The 17,423-nt window shown below is 44.4% G+C and carries 11 protein-coding genes; 9 read left to right on the top strand and 2 right to left on the bottom strand.

Annotation, left to right across the window (positions count from 1 at the left end; all coding sequences use genetic code 11):
- Positions 1-57 precede the first annotated feature (57 nt).
- On the top strand, positions 58-3,357 hold the full coding sequence (locus PPO43_RS01670) for a hypothetical protein (RefSeq protein WP_272620055.1): 3,300 nt from the start codon (positions 58-60) through the stop codon (positions 3,355-3,357).
- 291 nt (positions 3,358-3,648) lie between these two features.
- Here the strand turns inward: PPO43_RS01670 and PPO43_RS01665 are convergent, their stop codons facing one another.
- On the bottom strand, positions 3,649-4,617 hold the full coding sequence (locus PPO43_RS01665; RefSeq protein ID WP_272620054.1) for a hypothetical protein: 969 nt from the start codon (positions 4,615-4,617) through the stop codon (positions 3,649-3,651).
- An 839-nt stretch (positions 4,618-5,456) separates the two neighbouring features.
- Between PPO43_RS01665 and PPO43_RS01660 the strand changes: the two genes are divergently transcribed.
- From PPO43_RS01660 to PPO43_RS01650, 3 genes are all read left to right on the top strand, one after another.
- Positions 5,457-6,848, top strand: a complete 1,392-nt coding sequence (locus PPO43_RS01660) for a di-heme oxidoreductase family protein (RefSeq protein ID WP_272620053.1) — start codon at positions 5,457-5,459, stop codon at positions 6,846-6,848.
- 188 nt (positions 6,849-7,036) lie between these two features.
- Positions 7,037-8,083, top strand: a complete 1,047-nt coding sequence (locus tag PPO43_RS01655) for an imelysin family protein (RefSeq protein ID WP_272620052.1) — start codon at positions 7,037-7,039, stop codon at positions 8,081-8,083.
- Positions 8,070-9,374: an HTTM domain-containing protein gene (locus tag PPO43_RS01650; protein ID WP_272620051.1), complete on the top strand. Its 1,305-nt coding sequence runs from the start codon at positions 8,070-8,072 to the stop codon at positions 9,372-9,374. Before PPO43_RS01655 ends, PPO43_RS01650 begins: the two co-directional genes overlap by 14 nt.
- A 234-nt stretch (positions 9,375-9,608) precedes the next feature.
- On the opposite strand, the gene PPO43_RS01645 is transcribed toward PPO43_RS01650, so the two are convergent.
- Positions 9,609-10,526, bottom strand: coding sequence for a hypothetical protein (locus PPO43_RS01645; RefSeq protein ID WP_272620050.1), 918 nt, complete (start codon positions 10,524-10,526; stop codon positions 9,609-9,611).
- 484 nt (positions 10,527-11,010) lie between these two features.
- Between PPO43_RS01645 and PPO43_RS01640 the strand changes: the two genes are divergently transcribed.
- The 5 genes from PPO43_RS01640 (at position 11,011) to PPO43_RS01620 (ending at position 17,422) form a co-directional block, all read left to right on the top strand.
- Positions 11,011-12,771 carry a Cas10/Cmr2 second palm domain-containing protein gene (locus tag PPO43_RS01640; RefSeq protein ID WP_272620049.1) on the top strand — a complete coding sequence of 587 codons (1,761 nt, stop codon included), beginning with the start codon at positions 11,011-11,013 and terminating at the stop codon, positions 12,769-12,771.
- Positions 12,772-12,785: 14 nt separating this feature from the next.
- A complete protein-coding gene (locus PPO43_RS01635; RefSeq protein WP_272620048.1) occupies positions 12,786-13,370 on the top strand; it encodes an RAMP superfamily CRISPR-associated protein in 585 nt (194 codons plus the stop codon).
- Positions 13,371-13,384: 14 nt separating this feature from the next.
- Complete coding sequence (locus PPO43_RS01630; RefSeq protein WP_272620047.1) at positions 13,385-14,884, top strand: hypothetical protein; 1,500 nt, start codon at positions 13,385-13,387, stop codon at positions 14,882-14,884.
- A gap of 191 nt (positions 14,885-15,075) precedes the next feature.
- Positions 15,076-16,743, top strand: a complete 1,668-nt coding sequence (locus PPO43_RS01625; RefSeq protein ID WP_272620046.1) for an RAMP superfamily CRISPR-associated protein — start codon at positions 15,076-15,078, stop codon at positions 16,741-16,743.
- A gap of 181 nt (positions 16,744-16,924) precedes the next feature.
- A complete protein-coding gene (locus PPO43_RS01620; RefSeq protein WP_272620045.1) occupies positions 16,925-17,422 on the top strand; it encodes a hypothetical protein in 498 nt (165 codons plus the stop codon).
- Position 17,423 lies beyond the last annotated feature (1 nt).

Here is a 17,423-nt window from a genome sequence, read left to right as displayed (position 1 = left end):
GTTCAAGAAAAAATCTGCCCGCCGCAAGGCAAAATACCTATCTAACATATACATATTATGGCCATCAGCAAGCAACAAAAAGAAACTTTAGAATTGCTGCAAAAGAAAGCCAACGAATGGCTCTCTAACTATTATCAGTTTGGGCTTTCTACAGACCCCAACACTGCAGCCCAACATAGCCAAGTATTGGCCACTTTGCATCAGACACAGGCCGCTTTGGCCAAAGCTGATCAAGATGAGCCTGGCCTAGAAGAGCAAGGGACCATCCCTATGCCCGAAGGCGCTAGCGAAGCCCGTGAAGCCAAAAGCGACGAACGGACCGCCCAAAAAGCTGCCGCTGAAGAAATTGAAGAAGAAACGGAGGCCGATATCGCCAATCAAGCTAAAGGTAATGCCGATCTAGAAGCTACGCTCAATGGCTGGAAAGACTTGGCCGTCTCTTGGCTAGACACTGGCATTGATAAAATCCTTTCTACGAAAACTGGCTTAGATAAAGGCATCTTGGCTACAGCCCAAGAGTATATCGGACAAGCAGAAGGCTGGCTCCGCATCGCTTCCCTATTTACTGGAGGCGAACTTGGCGACAAAGTAGAAAAAGTACAGGGCTGGATCGATCTAGCCAAATCCGTGATCGAAAAAGTAGAAGCCCTAGATGAATACCTAGCTCAATGGAGAGACCTAGCCGTAAGCTGGATGGAAGGCGGCATCTCTTCTGTGGTTAGTGGTACCCAAGTCGTAGGAGACCTCAGTAACGCTGTAGTTGCAGAAGCTCTAGACTTTAAAAAACTCGCCCAAGATTTTGTCGATAAAGCTAAAGCCCTAGGCGATGCTTCTCTAGATGAGAAAGTGGCAAGAGCCGAAGAATGGCTCGGTAGCACACATAACTTACTCGATAAGGCTAGTGATATTGTTGATAACCTCTTCGCCGATGCAGATAATAATAGTCTACCCGACTGGTACGATCTCTTGGCCCGCGAATGGGACAAACTAGCCGTTACAGATATTATCCCTGGTACGGATATCGACGATGCGGTCATCGCTAAAATCAATGACTTTAAAGCCAAAGCCGAAGAATGGCTGGCCAAGGCCACTGCCGAGATTAACCCTGCAGTACAAGAAAAGATCGACCTAGTTAAAACTTGGATCTACAATATCCAAAAGCTCTTCTCTCTAGCCGAAAAAGGAAAAGAATTTGTCGATGCCCTCAAAAATAAAGATTTCAATGCCGTTTATGACCAACTCTCTACCCTTTGGAGCGAGCTAGATGGCGCTAACGATATCTTTGCAGGGACCGATATAGATGATAAACTCTTGGCCAAAGTTCAAGAGTACAAACAAAAAGCTGACGAATTTGCCCGTATTGCCAATTCTCTAATCGCTAAACTTCCCGCAGGCGAACATCTAGGAGAAGTACAAGATTGGATCAAGATGGCTATGCAAATCGCTACAGATATGGCCAATGGCGAAGATGTCGTTGGAAAATATATCCAACTCGCCAAAGAATGGGCCCAAGGCCAAATCAAAAGAGTATTGGATGGCCAAGAAGAATTCACTGCCGAAGTTGCTGGCCAAGTATCAGGCTTCGTCAATGAAGCTAAACGCTTTATGGCCGCTGCCTCTGCCATGAAAAATGGCGACTTTAGCGATAAGGTGGCCGCTGCTGGCGAATGGATCCAGTCTTCTGAAGGCCTACTCGATAAAGCCTCTGACCTGATCGGCCTAGCTGTTGGTGATGCCGATGGAAATAACCTGCCCGATTGGTATGATCGCCTAGCCGCCGCTTGGGATGATATCACTGGAGGTGGAGATCTTATTTCTAATACTAATGTAGATAACGAACTCATTGGTAAAATCAATATTTTCCGCACAGAAGCCGAAAAATGGCTAGCCAAAGCCGTAGAAGTTGGGGCCGAGATCCAAGATAAGATCACTATGGTCAAACAATGGATCGAAGTCGGAGGCAACTTCCTTAAAGAAGTGGCAGGCTTTATTGAAGATATTAAAGAAGGAGATTATCTCTCTGTCTATGAGAAGATCAAAGCAGCTTACCTTGGCCTCGGAAATACAGATGATATCCTAGAAGGTACAGAAGTAGATAACCGCCTCTTAGCTAAAGCTAAAGAATTACAAGGCCAAGCCGAATCTTGGTTGGCTAATGTTCTTACAGGAGGCCGTGCCAACGGAGAAATGACTGATGAGGTTAAAGATATCCTCGGTGCCGTAGATAATGTCCTCACTTTTGCCTTGACCAAATACGAGGTACAAGATTCTATGATGGAATTCAATGAGGATAAAATTGTTATTGATTTCCCCAATGCAGCAACACTCACAGATGAGCAAGAAGCCGCTATTATCGGCGAATTCTCTGGTGGATTCGACGGACCTTTGGTCAATACGCTAGGAGCTGTGCTTACCCGATTGAACCAAGATATTCTTACCCTTGGCTCTCAAGTAGATGGGGCCTACCGTCAAACCCTAGCCGCAGGAGGCGCCTCTGCAGAAGTCTACCTCAAAGCCAAATCCGATTATGAGTCGGTTATGAAGAAACAAAAAGACTTGATGAAATTACTAGAGTCTGTGCGTAAAGTAGTCGTTACTTCTATTGGCTTGGCCCTTACTCCCGTTAATCCAGCCGTTGCAGCAGGAGTAACCGCACTCCTTAGCGGTAGTGTGAATGGTTTTGGTGATATCGCTAAAATGTTACTAGGCGCTGCAGGTGAATCTGGAGGAACCCTAGGACAAATTGGAGGCTTCCTTTCTCTTGCCCTACCTGGCGGTTCAGACTTGTCTACTATGGCTCAAGCCCAAAATGCTGGTTTGATTGACTTAGAAGGACTCTATAACCGAGGGGTCACTAGCAAATATGAAGAGATGAAAGTGCTCCTTACCAAAATCCAAGAGCAACTAGATATCGTCTATACTAACCTCTATAAACAAAGAGCCGATCAGCTAGAAGATGCTAAAGGGGCCATTGCTAGTGGTGCTGACCAATGGAAACGACTACGTGCCGAAATTATGAGCAAGTACGTTAATACCCAAGAAACAAGAATCAACGAAAAGGCCGCTTACTGGCTCCTTAGCCGTGCCCAATACGCGAACTGGTTGTCTAAAAAGACGGATACTGTTATTGTAGACAATGTAGTAGACGCCCTAGAACGCTTCGAGATTATGAAAGAAGCTGGCGTTAAGGAATGGAATAAGGGTGCAGGAGGAAAAGTTGCCCGCGGACTAGGTTGGTTGCTCGGTGGCTGGGCAAGCTTTGGCTATGATGAAAAAATTGAACAACTCAATAAATGGGGCCGCCAAGAAATTGGACGCCTCCACAACCAAGCCGTATGGAATGAGGCCTTTGCCTAATCCTCTTCCTGCGATTTGAACCTGTTTTATCTCTGCCAAGATAAAATACATTAACCCAAAACCAGTTTGCTTCTGCAGACTGGTTTTTTTATTTGTAGGAAGATACCCTTAGCCCTTATCTACTCTCTTGGCCAAGCCTCTAAGCATGAAAAATAAATGCAAAATTCAGTAGAGGTATATCAGAACACTATAAAACAAAACAGGAGTAGCTCCTTAGTGGGGCTAGCTCCTGTTTTTCTGTCCATTTATTGCTATTTCACTAAAGAAATAGCCTATAAGCATTGGATCAGGCTATAGTACCTCAATCTGAAGCTTGGCGGGAATGCTATGGACATTATTCACCACCAACAACCGATGCCCATCAGGCACCATCATACTTACGGATTGCAAAGGGCTAAGGCTGTACTCTTCCAAAGGCGTATCTACTGCATTGACTACCGTATAATACTTGAGCTGTCCACCCTCCAAATGAGTAATGCGAATCGTCTCGCCACCCTCTAGTAGGTCCTCTAACTGCCCAGAACGACTGTTGGCCTCCAAACTAATCTCAAAATTATTGATATCCTCCTCCGCTAAATCACTATCCTCTGTGGCTGTTCGGAAGTAATGCAGGCTGTAAAATTTCTCTACCTCATACAATTCCTCATAGTAGTGGCCTTTCAAACGAGAAAAGACCGCATATAAGCCCTTGGCCAAGTTCAACCGCTGCTCCTCTAACGCAATAGAATTAGCCGAACGATAGACCTTTAACCGCTGCTGCTGTGTACGCAAATCCTGTAGCTGCAAACCATAAGCTTCTACATCTTGGCCCAATGTACTGAGCTGAGGATCCATGCTTAGGCGCTCTGCTAAACTGAGGACAGTCTCTATCCGCATTTCATAAGAACCTGCCTGAAAAGGCTTGCGGCCCTCTGGCAACATCCGTCTGTAGATATTGCTTCTCATATCGTAGACCATCTGAATCTGAATGTCCCACTGACGAATAGTGTCAGCCGATAGATTATCTAGCATATCCTTAAAATCAGCCGTTTTTTCTGCTAATAGAATACGATCCTGATTCGTCTTGCGATACTGGGCAATAAAACTATCAAAGAAAGGCAATAAGAAAGTAAGTAAGTCTTGCAAAAAAGGATCATGAACAGCCATCTCTTGCAGCTTGCGAAGATGATCGGCAGCCAACAGATACATCTTACGATGTGAACCCTCTGTAACCGAAATAAAGAAGTTGATCAGTTTGGACCAACGAACCAAATCATTCATAGTTAATGAGTTTGAATATTAGTAAATCATGGTAACGTTATAAACTTAGAGATAAACTTTCGTAAAATCAAATGTTTTATAAATAAATATAACTTATTTAACTAAATAATGTACTGAATATGTGTTTTGCTGATAAAACGAAGCCTTTTTTTCACTTAAACAGGGACTTGGGTCGGATCTTCTCCCCTCTGAAATAAAACTATTTAGCTGGAGCTTTTGCATCCCTAGTTTTAAGGGACTGCTTTTATAGTCTGTTTCTGGAAGATAAAGAGAGAAGAGGGGAGGTATCCAGCCATATTTTTCTAAGGAATGCAGAGAAGAGTTTTCCCAGAGCATTATTTTTCTAGCGAATGCTCTGATGCAGTTGTTTTGGACCTATATTTTTCTAGGAAATGCAGAGAAGAGTTTTCCCAGAGCATTATTTTTCTAGCGAATGCTCTGATACAGTTGTTTTAGACCTATATTTTTCCAGGAAATGCAGAGAAGAGTTTTCCCAGAGCATTATTTTTCTAGCGAATGCTCTGATGCAGTTGTTTTGGACCTATATTTTTCCAGGAAATGCAGAGAAGAGTTTTCCCAGAGCATTATTTTTCTAGCGAATGCTCTGATGCAGTTGTTTTAGACCTATATTTTTCCAGCCAATACTCTAATGCAATTACTTTGCTTCGCTATTTGTCTAGCTAATAGTCAATTAGCTTTATTTTGAAGGGCTGTTTTTTCGCCTAAGGTGCTGAATCAAGCCCATCAGCTTAAAAGTTTTAGTTCTTTATTAAGAATTAGTCTAGTTTACTAAGCTGAATTCGTTATTTTTGCGGCAGAACAACCTTAGTCAATCTTATATGAAACAATCACTATCCTTAATCCTCTTATCTCTTCTCTTTTTTACCGCTTGTAAGAAGGAAGAGGGGAGCCTAAAAGCAGAGGCTGGCGAAGAATACAGCGGTGGGGCGGCCACCGTCTTCAATAGTTCTCGCAATGCCTTTGGTTTTCAAACCTCAGGCTTATCCTCTATGGATGAATTGGCCTTTTTTACGGGCAACTCCTTCTTTAATCAATCTTGGGTATCTTCGCCCTCTTCTACCACAGCCCGTGATGGGCTGGGCCCCTTATTTAATGCTGTAGCCTGCTCCTCTTGTCATTTCAAAGATGGGCGGGGGCGCTCTCCTGCTTTTAGTGGAGAGGTAGGACATGGCCTATTGCTTCGTTTATCTGTACCTGGTGCTCTGGCAGGAGCTGCAAACTGGCCCGAACCACATTATGGCGGGCAGCTACAGGACCAAGCGATTAACAATGTTGCTGTAGAGGGAAAAATATCGATTAGTTACGACTATATTCAAGGGCAATATCCTGACGGCAGTAGCTATGAGTTGCGCAAGCCTACCTATGGCGTACAAGATTTAGGCTATGGTCCTTTAGCTGCAGATGTAGAAATATCGCCAAGGGTGGCCAACCAATTGGTTGGGATGGGGCTGATTGAAGCTATTCCCGAACAGCATATTCTGGCCCTAGAAGATCCTCAGGATATGGATGGAAATGGAGTGTCTGGACGGGCTAACTGGATCCCAAACGCTAACGGACAACTGCTAGGCCGTTATGGCTGGAAAGCCAATGCAGCAACTCTAGTTGAACAGATTACAGCTGCTTTTCAAGGGGATATGGGGATTAGTTCTTCCCTTTTTCCCGATCAAAATTGTAGTCCAGGTCAAACCGATTGCGAGCAAGCACCTAATGGGAACAATACCCAAGGCTACGAACTAGACGATCAGACCCTAGATAGAGTAGAACTTTATTTGCAGGCTTTGGCTGTACCCGCTCGTAGAGATTGGGATGATCAGACGGTCCTTAAAGGCAAAAAACTTTTCCTAGAAACGGGCTGTGCTGATTGCCATCGTCCAAGCTTTGAGACAGGAGAACATGTATTGGCTCCCTTGTCCAATCAAAAGATCTATCCATATAGCGACTTTCTTTTGCATGATATGGGAGAAGGTCTAGCCGATAACCGCCCTGACTATCTAGCCGATGGGCAAGAGTGGCGAACGCAACCCCTTTGGGGCCTTGGTCTCATTTCAACCGTTAATGAGCATTCAGAGCTTTTGCATGATGGCCGAGCCCGCAATATCGAAGAAGCCATTCTTTGGCATGGGGGAGAGGCCGAACAGGCTAAAAATGCCTTTATGGCCCTAACGGCAGAAGAGCGCAGCCAACTGCTCGCCTTTTTGAATTCACTTTAAGCAGTCATGGCTTTCTGCGTCTTGCAGGCGGCGAAGCCGCCGCAGGCCTAGCGATGTGAAGGGGTGGCCCAGAGGGCCAGACCGAGCCAGCTTGCTGGCGAAGGGCCGAGCGAATAGCGAGCCCCGAAACGTAGCGCCGCAAGCGTAGCGCAGCGGAGGCCCAAAAAATAAAACTACATATATATAGTATGAAACGATTAGCTTCTCTTTTGGCGATTATTAGCCTTTGTTTCCTTTTTGCTTGTAGCAAGCAGGATAGTTTTGATAAAAATGCCCTTTTGCAGGCTTGGCAAACGGAAGTTATTGCCCCTGCTTGGCAAGAAGTAGCGGCCCAGGGGCCCAACTTAGCCACTAAGGTTAATTTGTTTTTGGCGCAGCCCAGCAATACTAGTTTGGCAGATGCCCGTGCTGCTTGGCGCTCGGCCGCAAGGGCTTGGGGAGCTGCAGAACCCTTTGTTTTTGGCGAGATGAAAAGCCAATATATTCACTGGGCCATTGCTAGAAGTCCAGTCAATAGTAATTCAATTGAAACCAGCATTTCGGATACGAGCCGAACCTTGGACAGCCTTTATATGCAGCAACAGAGTAGTTATGCCAAAAGTCTTTCGGCCATAGAATACCTATTGTTTGCGGATAGCAGCCAGCAATTGCCTTTTTCTGCTCGTCGGGCGGAATACCTGCGTTTGGCGGTTCAAACTTTGGCCCTAGAGATGCAAAAGCCCCAAGATATTTGGGAAAATCAGGGGGAGGGCGAGCGCTTTGCCGCAGCTGAAGGTTATGATTTGGGCTCTGCGATTAGCGAGCTAAGCAATAGCATGATTAACTTGGCTCAGGAGATTAGCCGCAAGAAGCTTGGAAAGCCTTTGGGCAAGGAGAATGATGGCATTTTTATGCCTGAAACTGTAGAACATCCCGATGCACATTTCAGCCTAGGCTTATTAAAGGCCAATTTTGAGGGTTTGGAAAATGCCCTTTTGTTGGGAACGCCTAGTTTGCAGGCCTATTGGGAATCGGAAACTAGCAATGAGGTCCCTACGCAATTTGCGGCCAATTTGCAGGCAGCTATCAGCCTTTGCGAAAGCCTAGGGGAGGATTTGCAAGGGGCTTTGCAAAACCAACCCGATCAGGTTGAGGAGCTCTATGATTTGAGTCGAGAAATTTACCTAGCCTTATCCAATGATATGGCGGCTGTTTTTGGCATCACGGTCTTACCTAGCGACAATGACGGCGATTAAAGCATACCTAAAGCAGGAGCGGGAAGTTCTTCCCCTTCTGCTTTTTCGCATTTTATTGGGCAGTCTTTTTCTTTGGTCGGGCATTCGCTTTTGGGCCAAGGGTTGGATTGAAGACTTCTATCTGAGTCCCGACTATCACTTTCGTTTTTGGGGCTGGGACTGGCTGCCTTTGGCGGATCCGCAGCTTTGCTATCTCCTGTATAGCCTGATGCTTTTGGCTGCTTTGGGGGTTTTGTTGGGGGCCTTTTATCGCTGGAGCATGGCGCTCTATTTTTTGCTCTTTACCTACTTTGAGCTTTGGGAGAAATGCCTTTATTTGAACCATTACTACTTTGTGTCCTTATTGGCCTTTCTGCTTTGTTTTGTGCCCCTGCATTGCAATGCTTCTGTAGATGCTTTTTTTCGGCCAAGCTTGAGGCGGCGGCATTTGCCCAACTATTATTTTCTCTTGCCTAGGGGATTGATCGCCTTGTTATATGTCTATGCGGCCTTAGCCAAGTTAGAGCCGGACTGGTGGTTTCGGGCGCAGCCCCTAAGCATTTGGTTGTCGGCTCGATCCTCCTATCCTGTCTTGGGTCCCTTATTGGCTTGGGGCCCCACGGCCTTCTTGATGTCTTGGGCGGGCTTTTTTTATGATTTGCTGGTGCCTTTTGGTTTAAGTTTCCGCAAAACGCGTGCATGGGCCTATTTATTTGTCATCCTCTTTCATGCGATGACGGCTTTGCTCTTTTCCATTGGGCTTTTTCCCTATGTGATGATGGGGGTAGCCCTAGTTTTCTTCTCGGCAGAGGAGTTGGGGCGGCTTCGGTTCATCTATTTGCCACAGGATCATTTGGAGCAGCCTTATCGCCTCTATTGGCCCAAATTGCAGGCGGGTATTTGGGGAGTTTTCTTTATTTGGCAATTGCTATTCCCTTGGCGTTTTTTGCTTTATGAGGGGCCAGTTTGTTGGCAGGAGCAGGGATTTCGCTTTAGTTGGCGGGTCATGTTGGTCGAGAAAGTGGGGCAGTTGCATTATCGGGTAATTGATAAAAAAGGGCGGCAAAAACTGCTCTATCCAGAGGATCATTTACTGCCTTGGCAGTTGCAGCAGATGCGTTTTCAGCCAGACATGATTTTGGCCTATGCTAAAGATTTGGGGCGGCGGCATCAGTATCGGGCCATCTATGCGGAGAGTTGGGTGTCTTGGAATGGGCGGCCATCTGCTCGGCTGATTGACCCCAACTACAACCTTTTGGAGGCGGAGAATGGTTGGAAAAACTGGGATTGGGTGCTTCCTGCTCCAGAATAGCTAGTGATTGATATGGATGATTTGGGGCCCGCGGCCGGCTAGGCTATCGCCTAGGTCGGCCGCCGCTATGCTGCGCGGCTCGCAGGTCTGCTCGGCCCTGCGGGCTCCACTTTGTTTCGCCCTAGGTCTGGCCTACGGCCACCGCTGCGCAGCGCTGGGCCAGACTAGCTTTTGGCGGGGGGCTATATACTGAAAGAGCGCTTATCCGATTAAGGATAAGCGCTCTTTTTTTGCTTAGGGTTTGCGGTTGCCGAACATCTTTTGGAGATTATTCTCTCTTTTCTTTTTGGGTGTTCGCTTCATAATCTCTATTGGGCTTTGGTCATTGACCAGTACATTATTGGGGTCATCTTTAAAGACCTTATCAATGTATACCCAGCGGCCTTTTTTGAGTTCTAGACCGCAGTAGCTTCCGTCGGGCACATTAGAGGCGGGTGCGCCGGGGACGGCTCGGCCATAAATCAGGTGATCGAAGATCACTTTTTGTTGGTCTGCATTATAATTGAGTACAGCGGATACTGCGGCGGAGTATTGGACAATATGGCGGTTAACAGTGCGCTTCATGCCTCGGCCATCTTTAATATCAATAATATTGTGTCCAAATTTAGGGGCTCCTTTTCGGTCAAAATAGAGGATGTCGAGCACCTTTCTACGGTCAAAGAAAGAGTAAGAGTCTCGGCCAAAGAGCAGATAATATTCTTTTCCGTTGGACTCGAAGGGGTGTAGGTTATAGTAGAGGGCGCCGTACCAATTACTGGCAGAAAGGCGGCCAAATTGGGGGCTTCTCATTTCATCGGACTTATCTTCTAGGAAAAACAGTTGTCCATCTGCTTTTTGGATAAAGCCAAATTGGGTGTAGTGGTCTTTATCTACATAGAGTTCCCAGCTAAAGATGCGAAAGCTTTGGTTGGGGGCATTTAGGACAGAAATCCCTTTAAGGTCGGCAAAGGGGTAGCTATAGCTTTGGGTATCTTCTAGGGTAGTTTGCAGTTCATTTTTCAGGCTTTGGGCCAGCAGCAAGCGGTTAAAGCTATCGGTTTCTTGGTGTATCCGCATAGCCAGTTCAGAGAGTTCAATTTCTTTTTGGGGATAATCTGTTTGGGCGAAGATTAGGCTGGGCAGGGCCAGCAAAAACAAAAGCGGATAATACATAAGCGATATTTTTAAAAAAAAGAGAGAGTGACCAAGGTATTTTTTTTTGTTGGGAGCTTGGCCTCTTGGGCAAAAGATTTTTCCAAAGTTGTGCCAAGCTGAGCGAATAGGAGAGAAGGGGCCAATTGTTTTATACCCTAGAAAAATAGGAAGGCATAGTATAAGTTTTTGCTCTTCACTTTTGGATAGAAAGTAATGAGAAAGCCCCATAACGCAATAACTCATCTAGATGTGCAGCAATTTCTCATCAAATTATAGACAAATACTTTCCTTTTTAGTCCTATGCAAACAGCATGGAATAGAGAAGAAAGGAAAAGTACTCTTTATGCCTTTTTTTACTTAAAGTAAGTGTAAGCAGCTGGACAAGATTATCTTTTTTCCTTACCTTAAGGAAGTAATTATACCGTAAACCTACCTATAACCTGAGCAAATGTATACCCTAAGGGGAGAGTGATGTTGTTTGGTTAGGGGTTAAACACAAACTATGGACAATAAAACTGCATATTTATATGCTGCCGCAGTACAGGGCATACAATCCTTCATTTTTGAGACCAACAAGCTAAAAGAGATCGCTGGAGCCAGTGAGTTAGTGGCCAAGGTCTCTGATAAAGGAGAGTTTATTGAATTTTTGAAGTCTGTTGGTGTCAGCAAACCCTCTGAGGAGAACTTCCTGATTGCTGCCGCAGGAAATATCAAGTATATTTTTGACAGCAAGGAAGATTGTGAGAAAGTCTTTAGAGAATTCCCCTATCACATTGCAGAAAAAGCGCCTGGCATCACTATTAGTCAGACGGCTTTGTCTATTGATAGAGAGGAAATCAATGAAAAAGTCATTCATGACTTAGAAAACCGATTGAAGGCAGAGCGTAACCGCCCCATGCGGCCCAATACCCTCTCTTGGATGATTACGGCTCGGGTGCCAGAGACTGGGCGGCCAGCTTTGGGAGAGTTTCCTAAGGAGTATGTTCCTGAAGAGAAGAAAACGGAGCATGCTAATCGGCGTAAAAAGTTAGTAGGGGATTTAGAGAGAGGAGAGCTAAATACAGGTCGCTACAAAAAACTAATGGAAATTAGTGATAGTGAGGACTCTCTATTAGAAAGAAGCTTAGGCATCAAGAAGAAAGATAAAGTCTGTCATTTTGCCAAGGAACTTAGCGACCTTTGTTCTGAGGATGGACATAGCTGGTTAGCTATGATTCATGCAGATGGCAATGATTTGGGGCGGATTATTCCCAAGTTATTTAAGGGGGTTAAAGGGCAAGCATTTATAGATAAGCAGATTAAGTTTTCAAAGGCCTTAGACAAAGCTACTATCAATGCTGTTCGTACTGGACTTGCAGCTGTTTTTAGCGATAAAGATAAGTTTGAAAAATACTATGAAGACAAGCTTTCTGTTCCCGTCTTAGGTATTCGCCCGATAGTGATTGGTGGTGACGATTTAAGCATTATGGTGCCTGCAGAAATGGCATTAGATTTTACTGCTGCTTTCTTAAAACATTTTCAGCAGGAGACAAAAAGTGAATTAGAAGATGTTTTCAAAGGAACAAAGGGCTATGAGTACGTTAAAAACGGCCTTACGGCTTGTGCAGGAATAGCCTATGTGACGGAGAAGTTTCCTTTTCATTATAGTGCAGATTTAGCAGAAAGTCTTTGTAGTTATACCAAGAAGGTAGCTAAGCAAGCTAGGGCTAAGTCAGAAGAAAGCAGAGGGAAGGAGAATAAAGAGACTATTCTAACTCCTGCTAGTTTATCCTTCTATAAGTTAGAGTCTTCTTATGCTAAGGGCTATGGCGACTATTTAAAGAAAGAGCTTTTACCTCCTATCTATAAGCTTTTAAAGAAAGAGCCCGATGATAATAAAGACGTTGAGAAAATTCTGAACGATAGAGGTGCTCTAAGTCTCAACCCTTATTTCTTAGCAGAAAAGCCTTTAATGGGCTCGGAAGCTGTTGTACAACAGGCTACGGTAGCCGAATTGAATAATCGTCTGGAGATCTTGAGCAAAGGCAGTCTAGCTAGCCGCTTGCGTAGAGTATTATCTATGCTTTATACGCATAAGCCAGGAGAAATTCAGTTTGAGTTGGAGCGTATTGCTACTTTCTATCCCGAGGAGCTAAAAGGTTTAGGCATAAACCTTCAGGGAAGCGATGATGTGGCTGGCGAAATAGTTAAAAATTGTCAGCAGCTACACGATTTATTGAGTCTACACTCATTCTCTAAATTTACTCAAGAAGAACCCGCATAAATCACAAAATAGACATGGAAAACATAAAGTATCAAATAGAGTTTTTCTCTGATTGGCATATAGGCAGTGGTTTATCTATTGCAGGAGATGTTAATGCAGCAGTATTAAAGGATGATAATGACTTGCCTTATATCCCGGGCAAAACCTTAAAGGGAATGTTTCGAGATGCTGCAGAGCAATTAGTGGAACTCAAAGAAGAGAACAGCGCCGAGCATGCAGCATGGCAATTCTTTATTAAAGAGGTCTTTGGCGAGCGAGTAGAAGCAGGAGGACATGAAGGTGCTGCTGGGCAGTGTTTCTTTTCTTCGGCGACTTTGAGTAGTAATCTACAAGAGCTTTTTGAGCAAGAGCCTTCGCTAAAAGAAGGGCTATATCGCAGTATTACTGCTACTGCAATCAGTTATGAGACAGGCGTTGCCAAGGAACATAGCCTAAGAAAGCTAGAGGTTTGTGCACCTATGGTTCTAGAGGGGGAGATAGAAGGGGAAATATTGGCCAAGCATAAAGACAAGCTAGAGTGCTGTAGCAAAATGATTAAGCAAATGGGCCTTAGCCGTCATCGGGGGCTCGGTCGTGTACAGTTCTCTTTTACTAAATAAAAGCCCAAAATATTATGATAAAACTTCATTTTAAATGTGAGCTCTGCTCTGATATCGTACTGAATGCTAGTGCGGCTACCTCTTCTTCTGCCTCGGAGCATTTAGATTATATTCCTGGCAATAAGTTTTTGGGAATACTAGCCAAGAAAAAGTATGGAGCAGCTAAAACAGTTGAAGGTATTGCTGTAGATACTGTATTTCATAGCAATTCGGTCTGCTTTAGCGACGCACATCCAATAGTAAAAGGAAAGCGAAGTCTAAAGATGCCCTTAGACTTTTTTACAGATAAAAATGATGAGGATAAAGGGATTTACCTTAATCATTTATTAGATAAATGTCATTATAAAACCCTTAGAGAAAATGATGTCCAAACGCGGCAGATGCGTAAGGGGTATTTTATTGAAGAAGAGGGTACAATTTATAAAGAAGACAGTTTATACAGTGATGCCCGCTTTTCTGTGAAATCTGCCTATGATAGAAATAAAAGACGGCCTAAGGATGAGCAGATGTTTGGGTATTTCTCTTTGCCTAAGGGCAGTGTCTGGTCCTTTTATGTTACCCTAAAGGGGGCGGCGGCTGAATCGGAGAAGCTAAAAAAATTGATTGTTGAAAGCCTAGTAGGAAAAGCCAGTATAGGAAAATCTACTACTGCTGAGTATGGTCGGGTTTGTATTACTCATAATAAGGAGTTAGATGTAGAAAATGTTGTGCATGAATCTGTTACAGTAGGTAAGGATGAGTGGATCAAGGTATATGCAGCAAGTAACCTTTGTTTTCTGGATGATAGTGGGGAATTCACGCTTAGTCCTAAGGCAGAGAAATTAGATGAAAACTTAACTGGAATGGAAATCTGCTGGTCCAAAACACAGATTCGCCACCGCTTATATACTAGCTGGAATGGCCACCGAAAGGCTAGAGATGCTGATCGTTGGATCATTGAAAAGGGATCTGTCTTTTTTATCAAGGCAACCAAAGAGGTAAAGCTAAAGCGAAAACAGACGGTCGGTCTTTTCCAGAATGAAGGCTTTGGGGAAATCATTTTCCAGGATAAGGTTTTTGATAAAGAAGTACCTGCTATTTCTGAGGACTACAAGCGATACGAGAAGCCAAGGGAAGATAAGCCAGAAAAAGCCGATAGCTCCAAGACGGAAGGTGAAAGCAAGAAAGCTATTCCACTCAATAGCAAAGAGCAGCAGATTCAAAAATACCTGAAGCGCATTAAGCAAAGAACGGAGGAAAACAGCACGGCTAAAGAGGTGATTACTTTTATGAAAGCATATCAGGGGGAGATGGTTAACTTATCTTCTAGCCAGTGGGGGCAGTTGCACAACTTTGCAATTAACATTGAGGATGAGGATAACCTAAAAGACTTGCTCTTTAACAAAGACATAGGGTTTTTGAATACCGCTAGCCGTAAAAATACATGGAAGCGAAACTTAGTAAAAGGCTTAGAGCAGAAATATAGTCGCTTCTTTATTATACAGCTTAGTAATGAGGCAGCAAAACGCAAGTAGTTTTTGTATTGGGGCCTCCTGCCTGCGGCAGGCGCTACGTTTCGCAGCTCGCTGTTCGCTCGGCCCTGCGCAAAAAAACAAGTTTTTTGCTTGGTCTGGCCTTCGGCCACTGCTGCACATCGCTAGGCCAGCAGCGTTTAGCCTTATTTTATACCCTAATGGGAGTACTCTCCCAGAAAATAAACCGAATTATGAGTAATCAGAAAAAGAACTATAGATATCAGGCTTTTTGTGTAATAGAAGCGCAAAGTCCTATACAAATAGGCAGCGGGGAAAAAGCCCTGACTGTCAGCAATAGCTTATTGAAAGATGCCTTTGGCTTTTATTATATTCCAGCTACAAGTTTGACTGGGGTGCTGCGTCATCTCTTTTGGGAGAAGGATGGAGCGCAAAAAGAAAGTGAAGGTTTAAAATCTATCTTCGGTTATCAAGAGGAGAGGAAAGATGGAGGCCAAGGAAGTCGCCTTATTTTATCGTCGGCTCATTTGCTCCTCAATGGGAAAAAAATAGCAGATGGACTCTCTGCTGTGGATTTAATAGAGGTAGATGAGCAACTAGAGGGGAAAGGGAGTGGCTTTGAGCATCTTCAGCCTGTACGCAGAGAGCATGTGCGCATCAATCATAGAGGAGTAGCGGATAAAGAGGCTAACGGAAAGTTTGAGTCAGAATTATTGCCTAAAGGCTGTCGCTTTGCCTTTGAGATAGAGCTAGTAGGAACAGTAGAAGATGCTGAGAATTGGGAAGCTATATTATCGCTCTTGCATCATCCGCTTTTCCGTTTAGGAGGTGGTAGCCGCAAAGGTTTTGGTCGATTTAAGGTGGAGCAACTAATAACAAGAAGTTTGGACCTAAATCAAGAGGACGACCTACAAATGTATTTGGCCAAAAGTAGCCAGTTGGCTTATAGAGAAGCAGGGCAGAATAAGTATGTCGCCTTTAAGCCATCTAGCAAATCAGAACAAGCCTTTAAGCACTATCGCTTGAGCTTAAGCGCAGAAGACTTTATGCTATTTGGTGGAGACTTTAATGTGGACTTGGCAGAGAAAGCTTTGGCAAAAGCAAGAGTAGAGAAGACAAAGAAAAAACAAGACGGAAAGGAGTCCGACGAAAAAAGTTTGTCGCTTACATCTGCTTTAGCCGACTTCACACCAAAGACAGAAAAAGTAATCTATTGGGATGGAGGGACAATGGCAACTACAGATTGCTATCTAATGCCAGCTAGTTCTATAAAGGGGGCTATTGCGCATCGCTTTGTTTATCATTTGAATAAGCTGTTGGGTATTTATGTGGACCAGCAGGAAGCTGATCATGCAGAAGTGGAAAAAAAGCTAGCTGACTATGAGCAGCAGTTGGTGGCGCTAGAAAATGATCAAGCTAAATCATTAGAGGTGATAAATGATGGACTAAAGAATTTGGCAGAATTAGAAAAAAAAATGGTCCAATTAACAGAACGCCTACAAAATATGGGAAATGCTGAGACGGTAGAGCTACAGAAAATGGCATTATTTGGTGAGGCCTTAGATGCTAAAGCTGCGAAAGGGCAGAGAGGTCGCATTTTATTTGAGGATATTTATTTGGCTAAAGATACAAACTCTAAGAAGGTCTTTAACCATGTAGCCATAGATCGCTTTACGGCTGGGGCCTTGGACCAAGCGCTATACAGTGAGGAGGTTTTACAGCCTAGAGAGTCAATGACGCTTAACATTTATGTAGAGCAAAAAGCTTTTGAGGAGAATCAGGTACAGCAAGCCCTAGAAGCTAGTCTAAAAGATCTTTGTGAGGGCCGTCTGCCCTTAGGGGGTGGCGTGATGCGTGGACATGGCCGAATGAAGGGCAATATCCAAACGGCGCAAGCTTAATGGCCCTTGAAGAGCGGGCCTTCGGCCCGCTAAAGCGGCAGCGCTGGTAGTGGGTGGCCCGTAGGGCCAGACCCAAGCCGCCAAAGGCGGCTGCAGGGCCGAGCGAATAGCGAGCCCACGGACATAGCGCCCCGAAGGGGGCCGCCCAAATCATTATTAGATCAAGAATAGAAAAGCAAAGATGAAAATAGCAGAACAGGAATATAAAAAGCGGAAAATAACGCTTGAGGAAATCAAAGCGGGCTTGTATGAAGGATACATTTGGCGGAAATCAGCAGAGCGGCCAAAGTTGTATTCTGATGGACTCAACTATAGTGATAAATTTGAGAAATCCCTGGATGCAGAGGTTTTAAAGGATACTTTGGAAGCCAAGGATGATGATGGATTTATTGTAGAAGCGGCCTTTGTAGATCTTGCAAGCAAGGAAAGTCTGCACATTCGGCAGTTGGGCGGGGAGTTAATGATTTACTGTGTGAATTTGGCAGAGATAGAAGGAAATGAGGCTTTTAAATGTCTGCCTACTCATGAGCTGCGGATGGCCAAAAATAAGGAGCAAACAATTTTGTTTAAGGAAGTATGGGCATTAGTGGAGGCTGGAAATGATGAATTTAATGCAGCAGCCTTTGAGCCCATGGGCTGGGCTTTTGCTGGATTTAAACACCCAAAAAACGAACAATAAG

This window comes from Saprospira sp. CCB-QB6, from assembly GCF_028464065.1.
Classification (GTDB): Bacteria; Bacteroidota; Bacteroidia; order Chitinophagales; family Saprospiraceae; genus Saprospira.
This window is presented reverse-complemented; position numbering and strand designations above follow the sequence as displayed.

Bases quoted from the DNA above. Each gene is read 5' to 3' on its own strand.
- PPO43_RS01670 (WP_272620055.1), top strand. From the start codon at position 58: ATGGCCATCAGCAAGCAACAAAAAGAAACTTTAGAATTGCTGCAAAAG.
- PPO43_RS01665 (WP_272620054.1), bottom strand. From the start codon at position 4,617: ATGAATGATTTGGTTCGTTGGTCCAAACTGATCAACTTCTTTATTTCG.
- PPO43_RS01660 (WP_272620053.1), top strand. From the start codon at position 5,457: ATGAAACAATCACTATCCTTAATCCTCTTATCTCTTCTCTTTTTTACC.
- PPO43_RS01655 (WP_272620052.1), top strand. From the start codon at position 7,037: ATGAAACGATTAGCTTCTCTTTTGGCGATTATTAGCCTTTGTTTCCTT.
- PPO43_RS01650 (WP_272620051.1), top strand. From the start codon at position 8,070: ATGACGGCGATTAAAGCATACCTAAAGCAGGAGCGGGAAGTTCTTCCC.
- PPO43_RS01645 (WP_272620050.1), bottom strand. From the start codon at position 10,526: ATGTATTATCCGCTTTTGTTTTTGCTGGCCCTGCCCAGCCTAATCTTC.
- PPO43_RS01640 (WP_272620049.1), top strand. From the start codon at position 11,011: ATGGACAATAAAACTGCATATTTATATGCTGCCGCAGTACAGGGCATA.
- PPO43_RS01635 (WP_272620048.1), top strand. From the start codon at position 12,786: ATGGAAAACATAAAGTATCAAATAGAGTTTTTCTCTGATTGGCATATA.
- PPO43_RS01630 (WP_272620047.1), top strand. From the start codon at position 13,385: ATGATAAAACTTCATTTTAAATGTGAGCTCTGCTCTGATATCGTACTG.
- PPO43_RS01625 (WP_272620046.1), top strand. From the start codon at position 15,076: ATGAGTAATCAGAAAAAGAACTATAGATATCAGGCTTTTTGTGTAATA.
- PPO43_RS01620 (WP_272620045.1), top strand. From the start codon at position 16,925: ATGAAAATAGCAGAACAGGAATATAAAAAGCGGAAAATAACGCTTGAG.